Origin of the sequence: Cupriavidus sp. NPDC089707 (assembly GCF_044748965.1) — a bacterium.
GTDB lineage: Bacteria > Pseudomonadota > Gammaproteobacteria > Burkholderiales > Burkholderiaceae > Cupriavidus.
In genome coordinates this window covers 223,782-245,120 of record NZ_JBIVHB010000007.1, presented here as the reverse complement: position 1 = coordinate 245,120, position 21,339 = coordinate 223,782, and the positions used below count along the sequence as shown (strand labels likewise).

Below are 21,339 nucleotides of genomic sequence, written 5' to 3'. Positions count from 1 at the left end.
GTCATGCTTCCTCAACTTTCCGGCGTCACCGGATACGGTTCATTGGTCACTGTGTAGCCCAGGTCGCGCAGCTTCTGCTTGACCAATTCGCGCTGCTCCTCGTTGTAGGTGACATGTTCTTCAAGCTTGAACGGCAGGTCGAGTTTCAGGGTCTTGGCGATGATGTTCAGCGCGTAGTCGCGGGCGCGGCAATAGCGCAGTTCCTCGGGCGTCATGGACTGCTCGCTGCCGTCCGGCAGGTACAGACGGACACCGATATCCTCCAGCGGCTGCGGGTCGTTCAGCACGGGGATCAGCAACGGCACGAACTTGGGAATGCGCCAGGCGCGGAACTGGTAAAAGACTTGCAGCAGAATCCATTTGCCTTGCCTGGAATCCGTGCCAAGTTCATGTGTCAGCCTCTCCATATTGCCGGGTTGATCCAGCAATGCGAGACCAAAGATGGCACTAGTTCGAACTTCATAGTCCTTCGCACCCAGGTATGGCTGGATGTCGGCGATACGCTGCTCAGCGGGCACCAGTATTTGCGCCATCGTCAGCAGCAATCTGGCTTGTTCGCCTCCCTTTGCCGATGAAACGGGTTTTTGCTGAGCCTTGAGTATGGGGTAGATCTCAGGGCGAGGGTTTTCAACCAGCCCATACGCGCTGTTGTACGCGCCTCCCTCAGTGAGCCCTTTCGCCAGTAACTGGGCCGATTCCAGGGTACGAAACTGCCTCAGGCAGCCATAGATGAAATTTTCCGTGGTGTCAGAGATATCAGGATTGGCAAGAATCGCCTTGATTTCAGGGATGGCCTCGTTCTGTTGAAGGCGGCAGTAGGTATTGGCTTCGTCCCATTTTTCCTGGCGAATCAGTTGAGCCAGAGTTGGCATGGCTTGCACCTCCTGAGCGGATGCGGCTTGGGTAGTGAAAAAGGTAGGCAGCATCATGACAATGCCGCAGGCGATAGTCAGGCGAACACGCCATGCCCCGGTTTTGAATCTATGTTTTGGTTCCATGCGGTGTTGTTGTTTTCATTTGACTTGGATCGGTGCTGAAATGCGATCTTACGCGCGGCGGAAATTTCTGAAAGTTTCCCGCTTGATTTGATACTGCCGACAATCTTGCAGCACAACATTTTTCCCCCGCTACGTTTAAAGCCGCCACTAGGGTACGGAATGTTGCCGTACCCAACGTCGCTTTGGCGCCCCCGCTGACGAACGGTGGGTTGCAGTGAGCTGCCAGTCGGCCACAACGCGGTGGCAACATACATCAGACTGCGGCGCGACCAGTAATCCTGCATGGCATAGTCCTCTGTTTGCCCTGCCGCGGGATTTGGCAAGTTGTCTCCGTTCGAGCTTAATGTGCCGGGGTGCATCAGGCTCAGGAAATGCCCAATTTCGTGGGCGATTGCTTGCACTACCTCTGGCGGTTGCTGATGATAGGTTGCGCCAGCCATCATTTCGCCCACTACCAGCGCGGTGCTGGGTGCACCCCAGCCAATGCCTGCCCCGGTCATGGACCGCACCAGGTACATATTGAGCTTATCTGGCACTCGATTGGTGCTTGTAAGGGCGGAAAACTCGCTGGCATCCATCGTGCCAGCCTGCCTGAGCTCGATTTGCTCGGTCAGCCAGCTTTCGACCTCGAACTGAATGCCGGCTGCGCGCCATATATCATTGACGCCATTGAACAGTGTCTCGATGTCACTGCGTGACAAACTCGGTCCGGCTGGTGCAATGGACGCGTCATCTATCTGGCCGATCGTCATCGCATGCACCACCACCGCGACCGTGATGCGGTTATAGACCTCGACATACAGGCGATGCAGAAGTGGGCCACTTGCATTGCGGTAATGCACTTCAATCATGGCGCCTTGCGGACTTTCTCCTTTTCCACCTTGGACGCCCGTAAATTTCCAGAGGTCACCAGAACCCTGGGTCACTGTCACCACGCTTTCATCCATGCTGATAACGGCCAATGGCACGGCCTTGAACAGGTGCAGGCGTTGGAGATAGACCTGAATCGTCTGCCCCTTCATTAGGCTCACGACCGGCCCAGGCCGGTATCGACATAGCCGCGATCATCCAGTTCTGGGTACTGCGGGTCGAATTTGTTGTAGTTCTGCCGGATGAAGCGTACCGGCACAAACCGGTGGCCTTCATAGATTTCGCGAGCCAGCGGCGGCGAGGCGTTCGGCTGGACCTTGCTCTGCGCGGGCGGTGGCACGGTGCACGGCGTCATCGTGTCCGGCGGGGCACTGGCGCCACCTGCCGCCAGCTTGGCAACGAAATCGGGATGAAACTGTTTGATGGTTGAGCTTGCCGTGTCGGTATGGAAGCCATACCTCTGGCTTGGGTCGATCTTGCCGCCCACCACTTCGTGCCGCTCGATTTCGCCGGTCGGCATGAGGCCGTTATCCACCTGGAAGCGCAGGATGGCATCCTCAACTTCCAGATGGTCCAGGTTGTCATTCGGCGTTTGGGGTTCCACGCGTGTGTTAGGCGCGAAGTAGTGGTACGGCCTGTCGTAGTAGCCGAGAATCATCAATCTCCGTTTGGCACCCTCAATGCTCATCAAGGTCTTGCCGTCCGTCATTTCCTTCACGTTGTAGTCGCGCGGGATCAGGTGGATCAGCGTGCCAAGTATCTCCAGCTCGCCAATGATGCCGGGGCGCAGTCCCGGCAGCAAAATCTGTCCGTTGGGCTCGGTCTGGCTTTCGACCTCGGGCTGGCCGAGGATGCGTAGCTTGTATGGGATGCCGGCCAGCGCGCGCTCGGATTGCTGGCCGCTCATGCCGGGGTAGCGCTGGAAGTAGATACGCAGAGGTCGCAGCGGCAGTTCTACCTTGCACACGGCACCTCCCGGCTTCAGGGTCAGGGTGGGGGTGGGGGTGGACTTGGCGGCTGGCTTGGTATTGGGCTTGGTTGCCATACGGTGCTTAGAGGAGTTCGATTTTCAAGGTTTCACCAAATTCGGCCAGGCGCAGCGAAGTTTCGCCATCGGCATTGGTCACGCCTTCGATTACGCTGCCATCGGCCCGCGTGATGCGGTACGGGTGGTAGGGCGCAATCTGGTCGCTGCCTTTCCAATGCAGCTTGTAGAGGCCCGAGTAGCCCTTGCCGAAACTTGGCATCGGCACGGAACTGGTTGCCGGACCGGTCAGTACGCGGCTGCCGGCATGCACCACCCACGACCCGCTGGTGCCACTCTCGATGCCGCTGGGCGTCATACGGTAGTAGGTGCCGCCCACATTGAAGAGGATCTCTTCGGCGGCGGTTATCTCGACCTTCTTTTCGGTGCTGGTCACGCGCAGCGTATCGCGCGACACGAGTTCCATTTCATTGTTCTGCGCCTGTGCGATGAGCTTGCCCTTGCGCGCAATCACCTTCACATCGTCGGTGTGGCCGCACAGCGAGACGCCCTTGGCCGCGCTGCCGACGATGCTGGCCCCGCTGGAAAACGACAGGTGCTTGCCAGAGGTGAATGCCGTATGATCGCCGCTGTGCAAATGGGTTGTCTTCGGGGTCGTGCTGGCGATGCCGGCCGGACTCGCCATGACCAACAGAGGTTCGCTCAGTTCGCCCAGCGCCTCGCCGGAGCCCCGGATCGCATCGTTCTGCGCGGCAATGGCTTCGGCCACGTCCTGCTGCTCGCTGGTCTGCGCGAGCGCTGCGACGCTGGCATCGAGCACATTGCGCGCGTCGGCCAGAGCCTGCTCCAGGCGTCGGATTGTTTCCTGCATCGACAGGACGTGTCCGTCGGCCTTGCGCCGGGCCTCGGTAGTAATCAGCATCCCGTCCGAGCGGATGGCACCCTTGCCATCGGTGCGCAACTCGAAGCCCTCGCCCCGCTTGTCCTTGCGGCCCTCCCAGTCGTTGACCCGGACGTTGTGACCGAGCGCCAGCAGGCTGTTCTGGTGATCTGAGGCCACCTGAACCTGCTGCTGGCCCTGCGTGTCGTCATAGAGCGTCTGGTTGCGGCCTTCGCCGAACAGTTCCTTGCTCTGGTAGCCGGACAGGGCAAGCTGGTTCGGCAGGTCCCACGGCGGCAGGTTGAGCTGGTTGTTGACCACCCCGACGATGATGGGGCGGTCCGGGTCGCCGCCCAGGTAGGCCACGATGACCTCCTGCCCGATGCGCGGCAGGTGCGTATTGCCGAAACGGTCGCCCGAGGCAAAATTGGACACACGAATCCAGCAGGAACTGTTCTCGTCATTGTTGCCGAAGCGGTCCCAGGCGAATTCGCAGCACACCCGGCCCCATTTGTCACACCAGATTTCCTGTTGGGTCGGACCGGTGACCCTGGCAATGTGATAGCCGCCGATGTAGGGCTTCTTGATCCATTCCGGCCGGAAAATTTCGCTGGCAGGCTGTGCCTCGAATTCGACCTCGCAGCGCCATTGCTGGCCGCTGCCTGCAAATTCGCCCACGTCATCGATCTGCAGGCGCGTATCGTAAATCAGGTATTCGCAATTGGCTTTCTTGCGCAGGAAGCGGGCGAGCGTGAAGGTGTGGCCGGGCGCCATCGCGCGCACGTTGCCCTTGCCGCGCACGCGATGGCCGTGCTGTCGGATGGCTTCCATGCGGATGCGCGCGAGCATGTCGCCTTCGGCCCGGGCCTCGCTACCGGCCATGGGCTCGGCGTGGTCACCCGGCCAGGCGTACCGTTCATAGTTCGCGTGACTGGTGTTGCGCGGGTCGTCGGCGGACACATTCAGGTTGGCGCGCGGCTGCTTGAAGTCGTGATCGCCATGCGCCCACTTTCCTGTGGTTAAGCGGTCCTGCGTCTCGAACTGGTAGAGGTGTTCCTCGTCGACCCGGTCCGAGGAGGGATACCAGGGAATGGTGTGATAGGCGGGGCTGGGGATGTTCTGAAAGGCGCCGTTGCCATCGGTCAGCACCATGCGGTGATGGCCGTTCGAATGCTCAAAGAAGAACGAGATGCCCCATTCCGCGAGAACGCGCCGCACGAACTGGTAGTCGGTCTCGCCGGACTGCAGTTGATATTCGCGCTTGGGGTACTGGATATCCAGCAGGCGGCGCTCGATCGGGAAGGTGTAGTTGCTTAACACTGCTTCCGCGATTTCCAGGACATTCATATTCTGGTATCGCCTGAAGGTGCTGGTGAGGGTGGCGAGCCACAGCCACGGGCGCAGGGTCAGGCGATAGCGTATCCGTTCGTTCTCGTGGAAAGGACCACGCACTTCCGTCACCAGGCCGGTTATTTCCCGCTTGCCCTTGCCGATGCCGCCAGCCAGGCCGCTGCCGGAGCCATCCAGCTCGATACTGATGGTCACCTCCTTGCCTTGGGCCGCCTCCATGTCGAAGTCGCCCGCCGGGCCGTACAGCGCGTTGCGGTCGTCGGGAGTTTTCAGTTCCAGTTCATATTCGAACAGGGAATTGATACCTTCGGTGCCGGACAGTCTTGAGAACACCAGCAGGGGCTGTCCCAGCCATTCCGGCAGGCCGTCGCCGGACACCGTGACGGTACGAATGGAAAACCGCAATCGGTGACCCATGCGAACACGCTCCGCGAGAATGGATTGGTGGCTGCCGCAAACAGCCAAGAATTGGCTATTTTGCAAAGCAATCGCTGCGCCCGCATTTAAGACGCATCAATGCATGTCGAATGGTATGAACGACGATTTTTTGGGTAAATCAGACGAATCCAAAGAAAGACTCGTTTTGTTCGCAATCAGAAATAGAAGAATCTGAAATCGCAGGGAGGATTTTCGTTTGCCGGGGAGAAAGGCGAATGCCGGCGCGAGGGTTTGCACGAAGGCATGCATGTCGGGCGGCAGCAAGCGCCAATCCGTTTGCAATACTCAGCCCCGCGCCAGCCGCTTGAGCGCCCCCGGCTCCACTAGTTCGATCTGCCGGTACTGGCGCCGGATCCATCCGGCGTCTTCCCATGCCTGCAGGTATTTGGCCACGGTCTGGCGCGAGCGGTTGACCATGTCGCCCAGGTCTTCGGCGCTGATATGCACGACATGGTCGGTGCGGTCGGCCAGTTCCAGCAGCCGCGCCGCCATGCGCGCGTCAACGGGTGCCTGCGATGCGCTCTCGGCATGGTCAAAGGCGACGCGCAAGCGTGCGCAGATCTGCTGCACGATCAGATGCATCCCCTCCGGGTGTTGCGCCAGGATCTGGTCGAATGCGCGCCGGTCCAGCACCAGCAACTCGGTATTGCCCACGGCGAAGGCATCATGCGTGCGCGGCTTGCCGTCGAGCAGCGAAATCTCGCCGAACCACCGGCCGCGCCCGATCACCGAATACACCGACTCGCGCCCGCCGCTGCTGACCCGGCTCATGCGCACGCGCCCCGCCACCACCATGCAGAAGTAAGTCGGCGGATCGCCGCGCGCAAAGATCATTTCGCCATCGGCAAAGCGCAGCCGGCGTGCCGCGCCGGCCACGGCATCGAGCACGCCCGGCGGCGCATTGCGCAGCCAGCCGCTGGCCAGCACGCTGCGCGGCAGCGCCCGCACGGGTTCGATGCGCTTCACTTTGCTGGCCACCTGCTTTCTCATTGCCGTTCCGGTAGAGCCGAGATTGTCTAATACTTAACAGACTTTGGCACGATGCGCCGCGACAATGCCCGGGCTACTTCACAGAACTCACCCCCGGGAGACCACGCAGATGGCGCAGATCCAGCTCGTCGATTCAGTAAGGGACCGCGTTTCCGACGCGGAATGGCAGATGCGCGTCGACCTCGCCGCGGCCTACCGGCTGGTGGCCCACTTCGGCTGGGACGACCTGATCTTCACGCATATCTCGGCACGGGTGCCGGATGCGCCGGACCAGTTCCTGATCAATCCGTACGGCATGATGTTCGACGAGATCACGGCCTCGAGCCTGGTCAAGGTCGACCATGAGGGCCAGCCCGTGCTGGAGACGCCTTACGACGTCAATCCGGCCGGCTTCATCATCCACAGCGCGGTCCACGAGGCACGTCCCGAGGTCGGCTGCGTGATGCACACCCACACCTCGCACGGCGTTGCCGTCTCGGCGCAGCAGGCGGGTTTGCTGCCGATCTCGCAGCAGTCGATGTTCGCGCTGACCGGCCTGGCCTATCACGACTATGAAGGCGTGGCGCTGCGCGAGGACGAGAAGGCACGGCTGGTGGCCGACCTGGGCCGCTGCAAGCAGATGATCCTGCGCAACCATGGCCTGCTGACGTGCGGGCGCACCGTGTCCGATGCCTTCCTGACCATGTACACGCTGGAGTCCGCTTGCCGCATCCAGATCCTGGCGCAGAGCGGTGGCACGCCACTGACCAGGGTGCCGGAATCCGCCAGCGCCAACATGGGCCAGCAGGCGCGCCAGGCCACCAAGGGCAAGGGCTCCAACCTGGCCTGGCCGGGCCTGCTGCGCCGGCTCGATCGCATCAACCCCGACTATCGCAACTGAGCCGAAACTGACCATGGCCATCCTTGTTCACCTGCCGTCGTTCATGGCGGTCCCCATCACCGGCCTGCTGCGCGAGGCGGCGCCGGATATCACCGTCTGGAACGGCCGCGAAGCCGCCGTGCCGGAAGCGGTCGAGGCCATCGTTGCCTGGGGCCTGAAGCCGGGCGTGCTGCCGGCCTACCCGAAGCTGCGGCTGGTCTGCGCCGCCACCGCCGGCGTCGACAAGCTGCTGGCCGCGCCGGACCTGCCGCAGGACATGCCGGTCACGCGCATTGTCGATCCCGGCCAGCAGACCGGCATCGCCCACTTCGTGCTAGCGATGGCGCTGCGCCATACTCGTGAACTGGGTGTGTATGCCGAGCAGCAGCGCCGCGGCGAATGGAAGCGTCATCGTGGGCGCGCGCTGTCGCGCTGCCGCGTGGGCGTCCTGGGGCTGGGGGAGATCGGCAGTGAGGTGGCGCGCATGTTCGCGGCCATCGGCTTTCCGGTGGCGGGCTGGAGCCGCAGCCCCAAGCACCTTCCCGGCGTGGCGGACTTTACCGGGGACGACGGGCTGGCTGCCATGCTGGCGCAGACCGATATCCTGGTCTGCACGCTGCCGCTGACGCCGCACACCAACGGCATGCTCGACCGCAAAACGCTGGCGCGGCTGCCGCAGGGCGCTTACTTCATCAACGTGGGGCGCGGCGAGCATATGGTCGAAGCCGACCTGCTCGCGCTGATCGACGAAGGCCATCTTTCCGGCGCGGCGCTGGACGTGTTCGCCAAGGAGCCGCCGGCAGCGGACGACCCGATCTGGACCCACCCGCGCATCGAAGCGACGCCGCATATCGCCGCCGATCCTTCGTATGAGCTGGTAGCGCAGCAGTGCATCGAAAACCTGCGCCGCGCGCGCGACGGGCGTCCGTTGCTGAACCGGGTGGACCGGCAGGCCGGCTACTGAGCGAGCGCGCGCCCGGGTTGCGTTACAGCGGCGCGGGCTGCGGCGCTGCCGGCGCGGCAGGAGCGGCCGCCGCAGCCGGCTTGCTGCCGGCGCCGCTGTAGGAGAAGTACTTTGCCTTGGCGTTGCGGGCCCAGTAGGCCACGGTGAAGTGCCTGCCGTCACGGCCGTACAGCAGTTCCAGGCTGCCATTGGCTGCGGCCCATTCCGCATAGCCGTTCTCTGCCGAGGCTTCGGTCTTGCGCAGCGAGGCGTAGCGCGCGTCGAGCTTGCCGCGCACGTCTTCCAGTGCCGAACGGTCGAAGGTCATGGTGATCAACGCCACCGTATCCTGCGTGTCGCAGTTCAGCGTCACGCGTGTCAGGCCGGACAGGTGGAAGCGCTCCAGGCGCTTGAGTTCCACCGTATCGCCGCCGGCCCATTCAGACTTGCCGGTGCGGGCGTGGTTTTCGGCTGGGGCGAGCCGCGCGCATTTCGACTTGCCTAGCTCCAGGCCGAGCGGTGCCGCCGTGTTGGCCGCGGCGGCGGTGATGGTGGCCGTGGTGGCGGTGGCATTGGCCGTTGCCTGCGGCGCGGCTTGCGCGGCAACTGCTGCAAAGGTGGCCAGCAGCGCGGCGCAGTGAGGGAGAGCCTTCTTCATCTTCAGGGTGCTGAACGGATTCACGGTGTGGGATCGATAGGTCACCGCGAATTCTACGGCTTTTCCCGTGCGCACCTGTAGGCCAGCGGTCGATAGACGTCAGGCCATGGGTCCTGGCGCAATCGGCACGCAGTCCCTATCGCCGCTGCGCCAGCCAGATCCCCGCCCCGATCGCGGCCAGCCCCACGCCGTGGTACCACCGCGGCCAGTCGCCCAGCAGCAGCGAGGACAGCAGCGCCGCGAACACCGGTGTCAGGGTGATGAAGAACACCGGCAGTTGCGCGCCAGCGCGAGCAATGGCGCGGTCCCAGGCGAAGTAGGCGAGCAGCGACGGAATCGTCGCCACGTAGAGCAGGATCGCGGCAACCTTGCCGTTCCATGGCAGCGGCTGGTCCTGGGTCATGAGTTCCCATGCCGTCACCGGTGCGCTCGCCAGCACGCCGGCGACGATCTGGGCAAACAGCAGGACCGGCAGCGGTACATCGGGACGTTGCTTGCGCAGCAGCCAGGTATAGGCGCTCCAGGCAACGGTGGCGGCCAGCATGTAGAGGTCGCCAGGCACGAGGTCGAGCTGGGCCAGCCGCGCGGGCTCGCCCCGCACCAGCACGAAGGACACGCCGACGAGGCACAGCAGCGCGCCGGCGACTTGCAGCGGCTTGACCCGCTCGCGGAAGCACAGGGCGCCAATCACGATCAGGAACAGCGGCGTGGACGCACCGATCAGCGTCACGTTGATCGGCGTCGACGTGGTCAGTGCCAGGTACTGCAGCGCGTTATAGCTGCCGATGGACAGGACGCCCATGGCCAGGATGACGCCGGCGTGCCGGCGCAGTGCCGCACGATGTTCCAGCACACCGCGCCAGGCGAATGGTGCGAGCAGCAGGCCGGCCAGCACCCAGCGCACGGCGTTCAGCGTGACCGGCGGAATCGTGCCGGCGGCGATGCGGCCGACGATGGCGTTGCCGGCCCAGCTCAGCGGCGGGAAGGTCAGCAGGAACAGGGTGGCCCAGTCAATGCGTCCGGAGCCGGCGCGGCTTGCTTGCATGGCGAAAGAGGTGTTGGCGAATCGCGCATTATCCGCCAACACCACCATGGTCCGCAGCGGCGGGGCCGCAAATCAAGCGTTGGTCTTGCGCCCCACGCTGCGGATCAACTGCGTAACCCGCGTCATGTACTGGTCGAACGCCTGGTCCGCCTGAGCCTGGCTGTCGATGGGTTTGGCGACGGTGCGTCCTTCCGCCTCGAGCTTGCCCAGGATATCCGGCTTGGCCAGCGCTTCGCCGATCGCCTTGCGCAGGACCGTGACACGCTCCGCCGGCGTGCCGGCCTTGACGAAGTAGCCACCACCGATGGTGTATTCGAAGTCGGGAATCTGCTTGCTTTGCGAGATCAGCGGGATATGCTTCAGCGCCGGCGGCAGCGACCTGGAGAAGCAGGTCAGGATGCGCAGCCGGCCTTGCTGCTGCATGGCGTCGAAGCTCGACTGGTAAGGCAGGATGGCGAAGTCGACTTCGCCGCCGGCCAGCCCCTGCAGCGCCGGCGCGCCGCCCTTGTACGGCACGTGCAGCAGCGGTACGCCGAGCCTGGCGGCCAGCGCGTCGCCCATCAGGTGATAGATCGAATCGATGCCCACGGTCGCATAGGTCAGCGGCTTGGCCTTGCTCTGCTTCGCCAGGTCGAGGAACTTGTCCAGGCTGTCGGCGGCCAGGCCGTTCCTGGCCATCAGCACGATATTGGCATCGCTGATCGGCGCGGCCAGCATGAAGTCCTGCGGCTTGTAGCGCGCGGCCGGGTTCAGCAGCGGCGCCAGGAACACTTCATTGATCGAACCGTGGAAGAAGGTGTAGCCATCGGCCGGTGCGGCCAGTACCTTGTTGGCGCCGATCAGGCCGGTGCCGCCGCCGTAGTTCTCGACCACGACCTGCTGCCTGACGCTCTTGCTGATCGATTCGCCGAAGATCCGGGCCGAGGTATCGCTGGCCCCGCCCGCCGGATATGGCACCACCAGCGCCAGTGGCCGGGCGGGGAAGGTTTCAGCGGCAAGCGCGGGTAGTGTGCCGAATGCGCCGAGTGCGCCCAGTGCCGGGCTGCCGGCGGCACAGCCGGCCAGTTGCAGGAAGCGGCGGCGGTTCAGTGAATGCATGAAGACTCCCGAAAATAGCGATGCTCAAACCAGATAGCTCTGCGCCAGGTGCGCCCAGAACGCGGCACCCACGGGCAAGGCCTTGTCATTGAAGTCGTACAAGGGGTTGTGGACCATGCAGCCGCCGTCCTCGCCCAGGCCATTGCCGAGCCGGACATAGGCGCCGGGCCGCTGCTCCAGCATGTAGGCGAAGTCTTCGCTGCCCATCACCGGCGGGCGCTCGACCACGTTGTCGGCGCCCACCAGCCGGATGGCTGCTTCGCGCGCGTATTCAGTCTGCGCGGCATGGTTGACCAGCACCGGGTACTTGCGTTCGTAGACTACCTCGGACTGGAGCTGGTAGCTCTGCGCCTGTGTCGTGACGAATTCGCGAATGCGCGTTTCCACCAGGGTGCGCACCTTGGGATCCAGCGTGCGCACGCCGATCTTGATGGTTGCGCTTTCCGGCACGACGTTGTAGGTGCTGCCGGCCTGGATCGAGCCAACCGTGATGACCGCAGATTTCAACGCATCGATCTCGCGGCTGACAATCGACTGCAGGCCCAGCACGATGCTGGCCGCGCATTGCATCGGGTCGATGCCGTGGTGCGGCATGGCGCCGTGCGCGCCGCGGCCGCGCAGCGTGACCGTGGCGCGGTCGAACGATGCCATCGCCGGGCCGGCGATCACACCGATCTGGCCGACCGGCATTCCCGGGGAGTTATGCAGCGCGTAGACTTCGTCGCACGGGAAGCGCTCGAACAGGCCATCCTCCAGCATGCGCAGCGCGCCGCCTTCATTTTCCTCGGCCGGCTGGAAAATCAGGTTCAGCGTGCCGTTGAAATCCACCGACTCGGCCAGGCATTTCGCCGCGCACAGCAGGATCGCCGTGTGCCCGTCATGGCCGCAGGCGTGCATCTTGCCGGCGATGGTGCTGGCGTAGGCCAGGCCGGTCTGCTCCTGGATCGGCAGTGCATCCATATCGGCGCGGATGCCGATTGCCTTGCTGCCGTCGCCCTTGCGCAGGGTGCCGACCACACCGGTCGTGCCCAGGCCGCGATGCACCGCGTAGCCCCACGCCGCCAGCTGTTCGGCCACCAGGTCGCTTGTGCAGCGCTCCTCGAAGGCGAGTTCGGGATGGGCGTGGATCTGGTGGCGGATCTGGACAAACTCGGGCGCGATGGCCTGAACGGCCTGCCGCAGGCTGGCGGTGGGGGACTGGGTCATGGTTGTCGGCGTGCGTAGTCTTGCGGCCTATTCTCTACGCCCTTGGTCGTCGCATCCATGACAATGTTGTGGCAGAAACGTTGTATAAATAGCAACAATCCAAAAACGCCCCGGCAGGACCGGCGGCATGAACAGGGAAAGGGGGAGCAACAACATGGATGACGTGCTGGACCGCAAGCGGGCGATGTGCCTGCTGCAGATTATTGAAACCGGCACGGTGCGCGGCGCGGCCGAGGTACTCGAGCTGGATCCCTCCGTGGTAAGCCGCGCCGTGGCCAGGCTGGAGCAGGACACGGGACTGACGCTGCTGGAGCGGCGCGGGCGCGGCGTGGTCGCCACTGACGCGGGACGCCTGCTGGCGCTGTTCGCGCGGCGGCAGCAGGATCTCAACGACACCTTCCTGGCCGAGGTCAACAACCTGAAGAACGCCCGGCGCGGCCACGTCGAGCTGGTCTTCGGCGAAGGCTTTGTCGACCTGGTGCTCGAGCCGGTGCTGCAAGGGTTCCTCGGCAAGCACCCGGACGTCACCTGCAGCATCCAGGTGGCGGGCACCGACGAAACCGTCCGCCATATCCTGGAAGACCTGGCGCATATTGGCTTCGCCTTCCAGCCGCCCGATGATGTGCGCCTGCGCTCGCACTATTCGCGGCTGTCGCCGATCCGCGTGCATGTGCGCAAGGACCATCCGCTCGCTCGGCGCCGGCGCGCGTTGACGCTGGCGGACCTGGCCGCGCATCAGGGCGCGGCGCTGGCGGAGTCGTTCGGCGTGCGCAAGCACGTGCAGGCGGCAGAGCTGGACGAGCACATCACGCTGAAGCCGATGCTGGTGACCAACTCGTTCAAGGTGCTGTGGGAATTCGCCGCGATGGGTCTGGGCTACATCCTGACGCCGCGCTCGGTGCCGCTGAAGGGGGCGCAGTTCCGGCAACTGGTGTCGCTGCCGCTCGCCAATCCGATCCTGAACAACAGCCGCATCCATATCATCACGCGGGCGGGCAGGCACCTGTCGCCGGTGGCCAGCGGCATGCTGCGGCATGTGATGAAGGCATTCCCCATGATCTGAGCGGGCAGCGCAGGCATCGTTGCATCGGATGCAACGGAGAGCCTGCTTTCTTGTCATGCCTGGAAGCGGGCACTGAGCCTGGCCGCGCAGTAGTGCGGGGCCGCGACTGCGGCAAGCGATGCGCGCCCTCAAGCGTGCGCACCGTCCAGGTAGGGATCGATGGCGCGCGCCGGATCGGCGGAGGGGCCGGTGCGGTCCAGGCCGGCGATCGTGCGTGCGCCGTCGGTGTACGGATCGACATTGCGCGCGCCGTCAACAAACGGGGACCGCGCGTCCTGCACGCCGCGTGCGCCGTCGGCAAACGGGGAGCGTTCGTCCTGCACGCCGCGTGCGCCATCGGCAAAGGGGTTGCGTGCGTCCTGGACGGCGCGTGCGCCTTCGCTGAACGGGTCCCGCGCGCCGGGCGCGGCTTGTGCGCCGGCGGCAGCGGCGAGGGCGATGGCGAAGACGATGTGTTGCGTGAATTGGGTAGCCATGATCGGTTCCTTTATGTCTCAGTGGATCTGCCTGGGGTTGTGTATCTGCGCGGCCGGGACTTCGTTTTGCTGACGTTCGCCGCCGGGCCATGAGAGGCATTAAAGGAGACCGGTGTATCTGCCCTGTAGCGACTTGACGGCGATACTGTCAAGACACGTATCGTTGCCCCTGTCGGATACAAAGCGGTACAAAATGACAGGGCAATCACTTTGCTCTGGGCCTGTCTGGCCGCCTGCCTGAAACCAGAATCCGGTGCACAATGATGCGGCACTAATGGCATAGATGCCACCTTTCCTGCCATGCAAGGACGCCCATCATGCATCACGTAGCCCTCGCCTTGTACCCCGGCTTCCAGGCGATGAACCTGGCGGTTTCCACGGTGCTGGAGTTCACCAACCGGACGCTCGGCACGCCGCTGTACCAGGTCCACCTGCTGTCTGAGCAGGGCGGGCCGGTGATGTGCTCCGGCGGCTTTGCCGTCAGCACCGAGCCATTCGGCAGGCGCCGCTTCGATACCGTGCTGGTGGTCGGCGACAACGACATCACGCCCACGCCGCCGGCGCTGGTCAGGTTCCTGCAACGTGCGGCGCGCACCTCGCGGCGCATCGGGGCCACCTGCACCGGTGCCTTCAACCTGGCGGAGGCCGGGCTGCTGGATGGCCGCCGCGCCACCACGCACTGGTACTACGCGGAGCAGCTGCGGCGGCGCTTCCCCAACGTGGGCGTGGAAGAGGACCGCATCTTCATCATCGACGGCCCGGTGTGGACGTCGGCCGGCATGTCGGCCTGCATCGACCTGGCGCTGGCGCTGGTGGAGAAGGACGCAGGCGGTGCGGTCGCGCGCGACGTGGCGAAAAAGCTGGTGGTGTACCACCGCCGTGCCGGCGGGCAATCGCAATTCTCGGCATTGCTCGACCTGGAGCCGCGCTCCGACCGCATCCGTGCCTCGCTCGACTTTGCGCGGCAGAATTTGCAAAGCGAACTCTCCGTGGAGCAGCTGGCCGAGGCGGCGCACCTGAGCCCGCGGCAGTTCGCACGCGCATTCCGGGATGAGACCGGCCAGACGCCGGCGAAGGCCGTCGAGCACCTGCGCGTCGAAGCAGCGAGGCTGATGATGGAGAGCGGGCGCCATGCCATCGACGTGGTGGCACGGGATACCGGATTTGGCGACCGCGAGCGCATGCGGCGTGCGTTCCTGCGGGCCTTTGGCCAGCCGCCGCAGGCGATCCGGCGCCTGGCGCGCGGTGTCGAATCGCAGGCGGTATAGCGGGCGGTATAGCGGGCGGCATAGCGAGCGGTGTGGGCAACCGCCGGCGGTTCGACAACGCCATGGAACGCGAATGGGAAGCCGGCAAGGCCTCGGGCAGGCGGCTGTCGCTGGTGCCGATCGGCATCGCCTTCCAGCGTTACGCGCATTGAAAATTTTTTGTAATAACCACCCAGCGCAATGGCACGGGCTCATGGCCCGCCGGGCGGCTCTCCGCAACGCGGGGCAGCATACTGCCTCCGCCCCATGGAAAAGTGCGTACGGATCTACGGCACGTTTGTTGCTGGACAAGGGCAGGTGAGCCATCCGGCCCGTCACCTCGCCCACGTCCCTATGGACATCACCAAGGAGCCGCCATGAATATCGTCTGGTTAGTTGGCGCGGTTGTCATCATCCTCGCGGTGCTCAGCTTCTTCGGCCTGCGCTGATCGGCAACTGACAATCGCCTGGTGCTGCCGCGGTTCGTCGCCGCGTCCGCAGCGCCGATTTTTGATTTGTCCTGAAAGGGGGCGCGTACCGGGCGCGCCCTTACAACTCCGGCGTCCCCAGCGCCCGGCTGATGCGCAGTGCCGCCAGCGTGCTGATCACTCCAGACAGCAGATAGAGACTGACCGCCACCAGTCCGAACAGCGAGGACAGCCCCAGCGCCACCAGCGGCGCAAAAGCGGCACCAAACAACCAGCCGAAGTCCGTGGTCAGCGCCGCCCCGGTGTAGCGGAAGCGGGGTTCGAAGTTGGAGGTCACCACGCCCGCCGCCTGCCCGTACGACAGCCCCAGCAGGCCGAATCCGACCAGGATGAAAATGTTCTGGCCAGTGGCGCCGCCGCCCAGCAGCCATGGCGTGACCAGGCTGAAGACGCCGATCAGCACCGCCATCGTCGCCAGCGTCGTGCGGCGGCCGATGCGGTCCGCCAGCCAGCCCGAAATCAACGTGCCGATAAACGCGATAAAGCCGCCGGCGATCTGCACGGCAAGTACCTCGGAAATGCTCTGCTCCTGGTGCAGCACCGCCCACGACAGCGGAAACACCGTGACCAGGTGGAACAGCGCATAGCTGGCCAGGGCCGCGAACGCGCCCAGGAAGATGTTGAAGCCCTGCGCATTGACCATCTGCAGCGTGCTGATCGGCTCCAGTTCGTCTTCTTCGAGCAGGCGCGTGTATTCGTGCGTGACCACCAGCCGCAGCCGCGCGAACAGCGCCACCACGTTGATGGCGAAGGCCACGTAGAACGGATAGCGCCAGCCCCATTCGATAAATTCCTGCGCCGTCAGGCTGGTATGCAGGAACAGGAACAGCGCCCCGGCGATGATGAAGCCGGAGGGCGCGCCAAGCTGGCCCACCATCGCATACCAGCCACGCTTGTCTTCCGGCGCGTTCAGCGCCAGCAGCGACGGCAGGCCGTCCCATGAACCGCCGAAGGCAATGCCCTGCAGGAAGCGGAACAGCGCCAGCAGGTAGATCGATGCGGTCCCGATCGACGCGTACGACGGCAAGAACGCAATTCCCACCGTGGCGGTGCCAAGCAGGAACAGCGACGCCGTCAGCTTGATGCCGCGGCCCCAGCGCCGCTGGATGCGCATGAACAGCGCCGTGCCGAACGGCCGCCCGATGAACGCGAAGGAAAAGATCGTGAAGCTGTACAGCAGCCCGGCCAGCTCGCTCGCGAACGGAAAGTAGACCGCCGGAAAGACAAGCACGGAAGCGATGCCGTACACGAAGAAATCGAAATACTCCGATGCCCGCCCGATCACCACGCCTGTGGCGATTTCGGCAGGTGCCACGTCATGGTGGCCGGGGGCCGGAGGTGCAGTCGGCGACGCTCGGTGCTGGTGGGACAGGCTGGCCATCGTCAGTCTCCTCTCGACAGGAGTGCTTCGATACTGCACTTAATCTCGCACAGTCACAAGAATAGCGCCTAAACTGCCATAGAAAATCGAAAGGTGGATTCATCGGTGCATGCCGATATCCCTCAGACGCCACTTCTGTGACTATGGGCCACTTCGACACTGCAGTACTGCATTCCCGTGCGCCGAGAAGACTACTGCAAGGATGTGGCGCGGTAGTCGCGCTGGCATGCCTGTCCGGCTGTCATGCAGTGCTGCTTTCGCCATCCGGCGACATGGCCGTGCGACAGCGCGACCTGATCATCATCGCCACCTGCCTGATGCTGCTGATCATCGTGCCGGTGATCATCCTCACGCTGGCGTTCGCGTGGCGCTACCGCGAAAGCGCGACCGACGCGCCCTACAACCCCGACTGGGACCATTCGACGGTGCTGGAACTGGCAATCTGGGCCGCGCCGCTGCTGATCATCATCGCGCTGGGCGCGGTGACCTGGGTCAGCACCCACCAGCTCGATCCCTACCGCCCGCTCACGCGCATCGATGCCAACCGGCCCGTTTCCGCCGACGTCAAGCCGCTGCCGGTGCAGGTGGTGGCCATGGACTGGAAGTGGCTGTTCCTGTATCCGGAGCAGGGCATTGCCACGGTCAACGAGGTTGCGGCGCCGGTGGACCGGCCCATTGCCTTCCACATCACCGCCACTTCGGTGATGAACGCGTTCTTCGTGCCGTCGCTGGCCGGCATGGTCTACGCCATGCCCGGCATGGAAACCAAGCTGCACGCCGTGATCAACAAGCCCGGCGAGTACGAGGGCATGTCGGCCAACTACAGCGGCGAGGGTTTCACCAACATGCGCTTCAAGTTCCACGGGCTGTCGAACGAAGACTTCGACCGCTGGATCCAGCAGGTCAAGTCCTCGGGCCAGGGCTTGTCGACGGATGCTTACCTGCAGCTCGCGCAGCCCAGCGAGCGCGTGCCGGTGCAGCGCTACGCCAGCGTGGCGCCCGGCCTCTATGACCTGATCCTGAACCGCTGCGTGAGCGGCGGCCGGTGCATGGCCGACACCATGGCACTGGACCGCAGCCGCGGCAAGTTCGACCCGTCACGCGAGATCTGCACCGCGAGCAATACCCAGGCGGTTGCGCCTGCCTTCGCGGCCGGCGTTGCACGCAACGAGGGCCGGCTGCTGCTGCAGTAGGCGCGAATCCTCCTTTTTCTCCATTTCCCAGCGGTACTGGCCAGCTACCATCGGCCACGGTTGGTTACTTCAGGCCCCAGGTGACAAACATGCCCGAGCGCTCGGAACTCGCCAATTTGATCTTCGGACGGCTGACGTGGGAAGCCATCCCGCTGCATGAGCCCATCCTGATCGGCACCTTCGCCGTGGTGGTGCTGGGCGGGCTGGTGCTCGTCGGGGCGGTCACCAAGTACCGCCTGTGGGGCTATCTCTGGCACGAGTGGTTCACCAGCATCGACCACAAGAAGATCGGGATCATGTACGTGATCCTGGGCATCATCATGCTGCTGCGCGGATTTGCCGATGCAGCCATGATGCGCATCCAGCAGGCCATTGCCTTCGGCGACAACGCGGGCTACCTGCCGCCGCACCACTACGACCAGATCTTTACCGCGCACGGCGTGATCATGATCTTCTTCGTGGCCATGCCGCTGGTCACGGGGCTGATGAACTTCGTCATGCCGCTGCAGATCGGCGCGCGCGACGTCGCCTTCCCGTTCCTCAACAACTTCAGCTTCTGGATGACCACGGGTGGCGCCATCCTGGTGATGATGTCGCTGTTCGTCGGCGAGTTCGCGCGCACCGGCTGGCTGGCGTATCCGCCGCTGTCCGGGATCATCCACAGTCCGGATGTCGGCGTCGACTACTACATATGGTCATTGCAGGTAGCGGGGGTAGGGACCTTGCTATCCGGGATCAACCTGCTGGTGACCATCGTCAAGATGCGTGCGCCGGGCATGACGCTGATGCGCATGCCGATCTTCACCTGGACCGCGCTGTGCACCAATGTGCTGATCATCGCCGCCTTCCCGGTGTTGACCGCCGCGCTGGCGCTGCTGTCGCTCGACCGCTACGTCGGCACCAATTTCTTCACCGCTGACCAGGGCGGCAGCGCCATGCTGTACGTCAACCTGATCTGGATCTGGGGCCACCCCGAGGTCTACATCCTGGTGCTGCCGGTGTTCGGCATCTTCTCCGAAGTCGTCGCCACCTTCTGCCGCAAGCGCCTGTTCGGCTATGCGTCGATGGTCTACGCGACGGTGGTGATCACGGTGCTGTCCTACCTGGTTTGGCTGCACCACTTCTTCACCATGGGCTCGGGCGCCAGCGTCAATTCGTTTTTCGGGATCACGACGATGATCATCTCGATCCCGACCGGCGCCAAGATCTTCAACTGGCTGTTCACGATGTACCACGGCAAGATCCGCTTCGAGGCGCCGATGCTGTGGACCATCGGCTTCATGGTCACCTTCGTGATCGGTGGCATGACCGGCGTGCTGCTGGCGGTGCCGCCGGCGGACTTCTCGCTGCACAACAGCCTGTTCCTGATCGCCCACTTCCACAACGTGATCATCGGCGGGGTGGTGTTCGGGCTGATGGCCGGCATCCACTACTGGTTCCCCAAGGCCTTCGGCTATCGCCTGGTCTCGTCGTGGGGCAAGGCCTCGTTCTGGTTCTGGCTGACCGGCTTCTACTTTGCCTTCATGCCGCTGTACTGGCTCGGGCTGCATGGCGTGACGCGCCGCATGAACCGTTTCGACGATCCGTCGCTGCAGATCTGGTTCCAGATCGCTGCCTTCGGCGCCGCGCTGGTCGCCATCGGCATCGCCTGTTTCATCATCCAGCTGGTAGTCAGCTTCCTGCGCCGCGAGGAGTTGCGCGACCTGACCGGCGATCCGTGGAATGGCCGCACGCTGGAATGGTCCACTTCGTCACCGCCGCCGCAGTACAACTTTGCCTTTACGCCCGTGGTGCACGACACCGACGCCTGGTGGCACATGAAGCAGAACGGCTACACGCGTCCGCTGCAGGGCTTCAATCCCATCCACATGCCGAAGAACACCGCGGCCGGCATCGTGCTGGCGGGGCTGTCCACGCTGTGCGGCTTCGGCCTGATCTGGCACATCTGGTGGCTGGTGGTGGCGGCGTTCGCGGCGACCATCATCGGGGCGATCATCCATACCTTCAACTACAAGCGCGACTACTACATTCCGGCCGAGCAGGTGGTCGGGACCGAATCGGCGCGCACACAACTGATGGCCGGCCATGGTTGAGACGACCTATCCCCAGTACGTGAGCGGGACCTCCGCGGCGGATGAAGTGCCGCCGGGGGGCTTCACCTTCCACCTGACCGAAGAGGACCACCCGCAAAACGGCACGCTGCTCGGGTTCTGGCTCTACCTGATGAGCGATTGCCTGGTCTTCGCATGCCTGTTCGCCGCGTATGGCGTGCTGGGCCGCGAATACGCGGGCGGGCCGAGCGGGGGCGAGCTGTTCGAGCTGCCGCTGGTGGCGCTGAATACCACCTTCCTGCTGCTGTCGTCGATCACCTATGGCTTCGCCATGCTGCAGATGCAGCAGAATCGCATCGCCGGCACGCAGATCTGGCTGGCGATTACCGGCGTCTTCGGCGCGGCCTTCCTGGCGGTCGAGCTGTATGAGTTCGCGCACCTGATCCACCAGGGGGCCGGGCCGCAGCGCAGCGCGTTCCTGACCTCGTTCTTTGCGCTGGTGGGCACGCACGGGCTGCACGTGACCTTCGGCATCATCTGGCTGATCGTGCTGATGACGCAGGTGGCGCGGCACGGGTTGATTACCGCCAACAAGCGCAGGCTGATGTGCCTGTCGATGTTCTGGCACTTCCTGGACGTCGTCTGGATCGGCGTCTTTACCTTCGTCTACCTGATGGGGTCGCTGCCATGAGCGCGCACGACGAGACGCTGGATGGCCACGGGCATGGCCACGAACACGAGGAAGACGTCGGGCCGCACGCCACGCTGGGCGGCTACCTGACCGGCTTCGTGCTGTCGGTTTTCCTGACGGCGGTCCCGTTCTGGCTGGTGATGGGCGGGGTGTTCGAGAAGTCTTCCACCACCGCCATCGTCATCCTGCTGATTGGCGCGGTGCAGATCGTGGTCCACATGATCTACTTCCTGCATATGAACGCCAAATCGGAAGGCGGATGGAACATGCTGTCGCTGATGTTCACGCTGACGCTGGTGGTGATCACGCTGACCGGATCGCTGTGGGTGATGTTCCACCTGAACAGCAACATGATGCCGAAGATGCATCACGAACGCACGATTGAGCCCGGCGCGACGATCGTGCCGCCCAAGGCGCCGTAGTGCGGCA

The 21,339-nt window shown here is 64.0% G+C and carries 19 protein-coding genes; 8 read left to right on the top strand and 11 right to left on the bottom strand.

Annotated elements, in window-relative coordinates:
• Nucleotides 1-11: 11 nt before the first annotated feature.
• The 5 genes from ACIP1U_RS14355 to ACIP1U_RS14335 all read right to left on the bottom strand — a co-directional run bounded on the left by ACIP1U_RS14355 (nt 12) and on the right by ACIP1U_RS14335 (nt 6,511).
• On the bottom strand, nt 12-929 hold the full coding sequence (locus ACIP1U_RS14355) for a hypothetical protein (RefSeq protein WP_400315929.1): 918 nt from the start codon (nt 927-929) through the stop codon (nt 12-14).
• A 20-nt stretch (nt 930-949) separates the two neighbouring features.
• A complete protein-coding gene (locus ACIP1U_RS14350; RefSeq protein ID WP_400315926.1) occupies nt 950-2,020 on the bottom strand; it encodes a hypothetical protein in 1,071 nt (356 codons plus the stop codon).
• Between the two features lie 5 nt (nt 2,021-2,025).
• On the bottom strand, nt 2,026-2,913 hold the full coding sequence (locus ACIP1U_RS14345; protein ID WP_400315924.1) for a hypothetical protein: 888 nt from the start codon (nt 2,911-2,913) through the stop codon (nt 2,026-2,028).
• A 7-nt stretch (nt 2,914-2,920) separates the two neighbouring features.
• A complete protein-coding gene (locus ACIP1U_RS14340; protein WP_400315921.1) occupies nt 2,921-5,566 on the bottom strand; it encodes a type VI secretion system Vgr family protein in 2,646 nt (881 codons plus the stop codon).
• A 240-nt stretch (nt 5,567-5,806) separates the two neighbouring features.
• Complete coding sequence (locus tag ACIP1U_RS14335) at nt 5,807-6,511, bottom strand: Crp/Fnr family transcriptional regulator (protein WP_400315919.1); 705 nt, start codon at nt 6,509-6,511, stop codon at nt 5,807-5,809.
• A 109-nt stretch (nt 6,512-6,620) separates the two neighbouring features.
• Here ACIP1U_RS14335 and ACIP1U_RS14330 point away from each other — a divergent pair, with 109 nt between their 5' ends.
• Nucleotides 6,621-7,391 (top strand): class II aldolase/adducin family protein, encoded by a 771-nt coding sequence (locus tag ACIP1U_RS14330; RefSeq protein ID WP_400315917.1) that lies wholly within the window; start codon nt 6,621-6,623, stop codon nt 7,389-7,391.
• Between the two features lie 13 nt (nt 7,392-7,404).
• Nucleotides 7,405-8,334, top strand: a complete 930-nt coding sequence (locus ACIP1U_RS14325) for a 2-hydroxyacid dehydrogenase (RefSeq protein ID WP_400315915.1) — start codon at nt 7,405-7,407, stop codon at nt 8,332-8,334.
• A gap of 22 nt (nt 8,335-8,356) precedes the next feature.
• Here the strand turns inward: ACIP1U_RS14325 and ACIP1U_RS14320 are convergent, their stop codons facing one another.
• The 4 genes from ACIP1U_RS14320 to ACIP1U_RS14305 form a co-directional block, all read right to left on the bottom strand.
• Nucleotides 8,357-9,016 (bottom strand): hypothetical protein, encoded by a 660-nt coding sequence (locus ACIP1U_RS14320; RefSeq protein WP_400315913.1) that lies wholly within the window; start codon nt 9,014-9,016, stop codon nt 8,357-8,359.
• 91 nt (nt 9,017-9,107) lie between these two features.
• Nucleotides 9,108-10,016: a DMT family transporter gene (locus ACIP1U_RS14315; protein WP_400315911.1), complete on the bottom strand. Its 909-nt coding sequence runs from the start codon at nt 10,014-10,016 to the stop codon at nt 9,108-9,110.
• Nucleotides 10,017-10,088: 72 nt separating this feature from the next.
• Nucleotides 10,089-11,114 (bottom strand): tripartite tricarboxylate transporter substrate-binding protein, encoded by a 1,026-nt coding sequence (locus tag ACIP1U_RS14310; protein WP_400315908.1) that lies wholly within the window; start codon nt 11,112-11,114, stop codon nt 10,089-10,091.
• 24 nt (nt 11,115-11,138) lie between these two features.
• Nucleotides 11,139-12,320, bottom strand: a complete 1,182-nt coding sequence (locus ACIP1U_RS14305; RefSeq protein ID WP_400315906.1) for a M20 aminoacylase family protein — start codon at nt 12,318-12,320, stop codon at nt 11,139-11,141.
• 154 nt (nt 12,321-12,474) lie between these two features.
• On the opposite strand from ACIP1U_RS14305, the gene ACIP1U_RS14300 reads away from it, so the two are divergent.
• A complete protein-coding gene (locus tag ACIP1U_RS14300; RefSeq protein ID WP_400315903.1) occupies nt 12,475-13,383 on the top strand; it encodes a LysR family transcriptional regulator in 909 nt (302 codons plus the stop codon).
• A 128-nt stretch (nt 13,384-13,511) separates the two neighbouring features.
• Here the strand turns inward: ACIP1U_RS14300 and ACIP1U_RS14295 are convergent, their stop codons facing one another.
• Nucleotides 13,512-13,859: a hydroxyquinol 1,2-dioxygenase gene (locus ACIP1U_RS14295; protein WP_400315900.1), complete on the bottom strand. Its 348-nt coding sequence runs from the start codon at nt 13,857-13,859 to the stop codon at nt 13,512-13,514.
• A 317-nt stretch (nt 13,860-14,176) separates the two neighbouring features.
• On the opposite strand from ACIP1U_RS14295, the gene ACIP1U_RS14290 reads away from it, so the two are divergent.
• Complete coding sequence (locus ACIP1U_RS14290; protein WP_400315898.1) at nt 14,177-15,127, top strand: GlxA family transcriptional regulator; 951 nt, start codon at nt 14,177-14,179, stop codon at nt 15,125-15,127.
• A gap of 528 nt (nt 15,128-15,655) precedes the next feature.
• On the opposite strand, the gene ACIP1U_RS14285 is transcribed toward ACIP1U_RS14290, so the two are convergent.
• Nucleotides 15,656-16,975, bottom strand: a complete 1,320-nt coding sequence (locus ACIP1U_RS14285; protein ID WP_400315896.1) for an MFS transporter — start codon at nt 16,973-16,975, stop codon at nt 15,656-15,658.
• A gap of 143 nt (nt 16,976-17,118) precedes the next feature.
• Here ACIP1U_RS14285 and cyoA point away from each other — a divergent pair, with 143 nt between their 5' ends.
• From cyoA to cyoD, 4 genes are all read left to right on the top strand, one after another.
• Nucleotides 17,119-18,168, top strand: coding sequence for a ubiquinol oxidase subunit II (cyoA, locus tag ACIP1U_RS14280; protein ID WP_400316097.1), 1,050 nt, complete (start codon nt 17,119-17,121; stop codon nt 18,166-18,168).
• Between the two features lie 89 nt (nt 18,169-18,257).
• Entirely contained in the window at nt 18,258-20,261 is a 2,004-nt protein-coding gene (gene cyoB / locus ACIP1U_RS14275; protein ID WP_400315893.1) for a cytochrome o ubiquinol oxidase subunit I, read from the top strand.
• A complete protein-coding gene (cyoC, locus tag ACIP1U_RS14270; protein WP_400315890.1) occupies nt 20,254-20,910 on the top strand; it encodes a cytochrome o ubiquinol oxidase subunit III in 657 nt (218 codons plus the stop codon). The genes cyoB and cyoC overlap by 8 nt, the downstream gene beginning before the upstream one ends.
• Nucleotides 20,907-21,332: a cytochrome o ubiquinol oxidase subunit IV gene (gene cyoD / locus ACIP1U_RS14265; RefSeq protein ID WP_400315888.1), complete on the top strand. Its 426-nt coding sequence runs from the start codon at nt 20,907-20,909 to the stop codon at nt 21,330-21,332. Before cyoC ends, cyoD begins: the two co-directional genes overlap by 4 nt.
• The last annotated feature ends 7 nt before the right edge of the window (nt 21,333-21,339 follow it).

What these genes read in the sequence shown, in the direction of transcription:
- ACIP1U_RS14315 (WP_400315911.1), bottom strand. Translation starts at nt 10,016, where the DNA reads ATGCAAGCAAGCCGCGCCGGCTCCGGACGCATTGACTGGGCCACCCTG.
- ACIP1U_RS14335 (WP_400315919.1), bottom strand. Translation starts at nt 6,511, where the DNA reads ATGAGAAAGCAGGTGGCCAGCAAAGTGAAGCGCATCGAACCCGTGCGG.
- ACIP1U_RS14345 (WP_400315924.1), bottom strand. Translation starts at nt 2,913, where the DNA reads ATGGCAACCAAGCCCAATACCAAGCCAGCCGCCAAGTCCACCCCCACC.
- ACIP1U_RS14350 (WP_400315926.1), bottom strand. Translation starts at nt 2,020, where the DNA reads ATGAAGGGGCAGACGATTCAGGTCTATCTCCAACGCCTGCACCTGTTC.
- cyoB (WP_400315893.1), top strand. Translation starts at nt 18,258, where the DNA reads ATGCCCGAGCGCTCGGAACTCGCCAATTTGATCTTCGGACGGCTGACG.
- ACIP1U_RS14285 (WP_400315896.1), bottom strand. Translation starts at nt 16,975, where the DNA reads ATGGCCAGCCTGTCCCACCAGCACCGAGCGTCGCCGACTGCACCTCCG.
- ACIP1U_RS14290 (WP_400315898.1), top strand. Translation starts at nt 14,177, where the DNA reads ATGCATCACGTAGCCCTCGCCTTGTACCCCGGCTTCCAGGCGATGAAC.
- ACIP1U_RS14300 (WP_400315903.1), top strand. Translation starts at nt 12,475, where the DNA reads ATGGATGACGTGCTGGACCGCAAGCGGGCGATGTGCCTGCTGCAGATT.
- ACIP1U_RS14305 (WP_400315906.1), bottom strand. Translation starts at nt 12,320, where the DNA reads ATGACCCAGTCCCCCACCGCCAGCCTGCGGCAGGCCGTTCAGGCCATC.
- cyoD (WP_400315888.1), top strand. Translation starts at nt 20,907, where the DNA reads ATGAGCGCGCACGACGAGACGCTGGATGGCCACGGGCATGGCCACGAA.
- ACIP1U_RS14355 (WP_400315929.1), bottom strand. Translation starts at nt 929, where the DNA reads ATGATGCTGCCTACCTTTTTCACTACCCAAGCCGCATCCGCTCAGGAG.
- cyoC (WP_400315890.1), top strand. Translation starts at nt 20,254, where the DNA reads ATGGTTGAGACGACCTATCCCCAGTACGTGAGCGGGACCTCCGCGGCG.
- ACIP1U_RS14310 (WP_400315908.1), bottom strand. Translation starts at nt 11,114, where the DNA reads ATGCATTCACTGAACCGCCGCCGCTTCCTGCAACTGGCCGGCTGTGCC.
- ACIP1U_RS14295 (WP_400315900.1), bottom strand. Translation starts at nt 13,859, where the DNA reads ATGGCTACCCAATTCACGCAACACATCGTCTTCGCCATCGCCCTCGCC.
- ACIP1U_RS14330 (WP_400315917.1), top strand. Translation starts at nt 6,621, where the DNA reads ATGGCGCAGATCCAGCTCGTCGATTCAGTAAGGGACCGCGTTTCCGAC.
- ACIP1U_RS14325 (WP_400315915.1), top strand. Translation starts at nt 7,405, where the DNA reads ATGGCCATCCTTGTTCACCTGCCGTCGTTCATGGCGGTCCCCATCACC.
- cyoA (WP_400316097.1), top strand. Translation starts at nt 17,119, where the DNA reads ATGGGCCACTTCGACACTGCAGTACTGCATTCCCGTGCGCCGAGAAGA.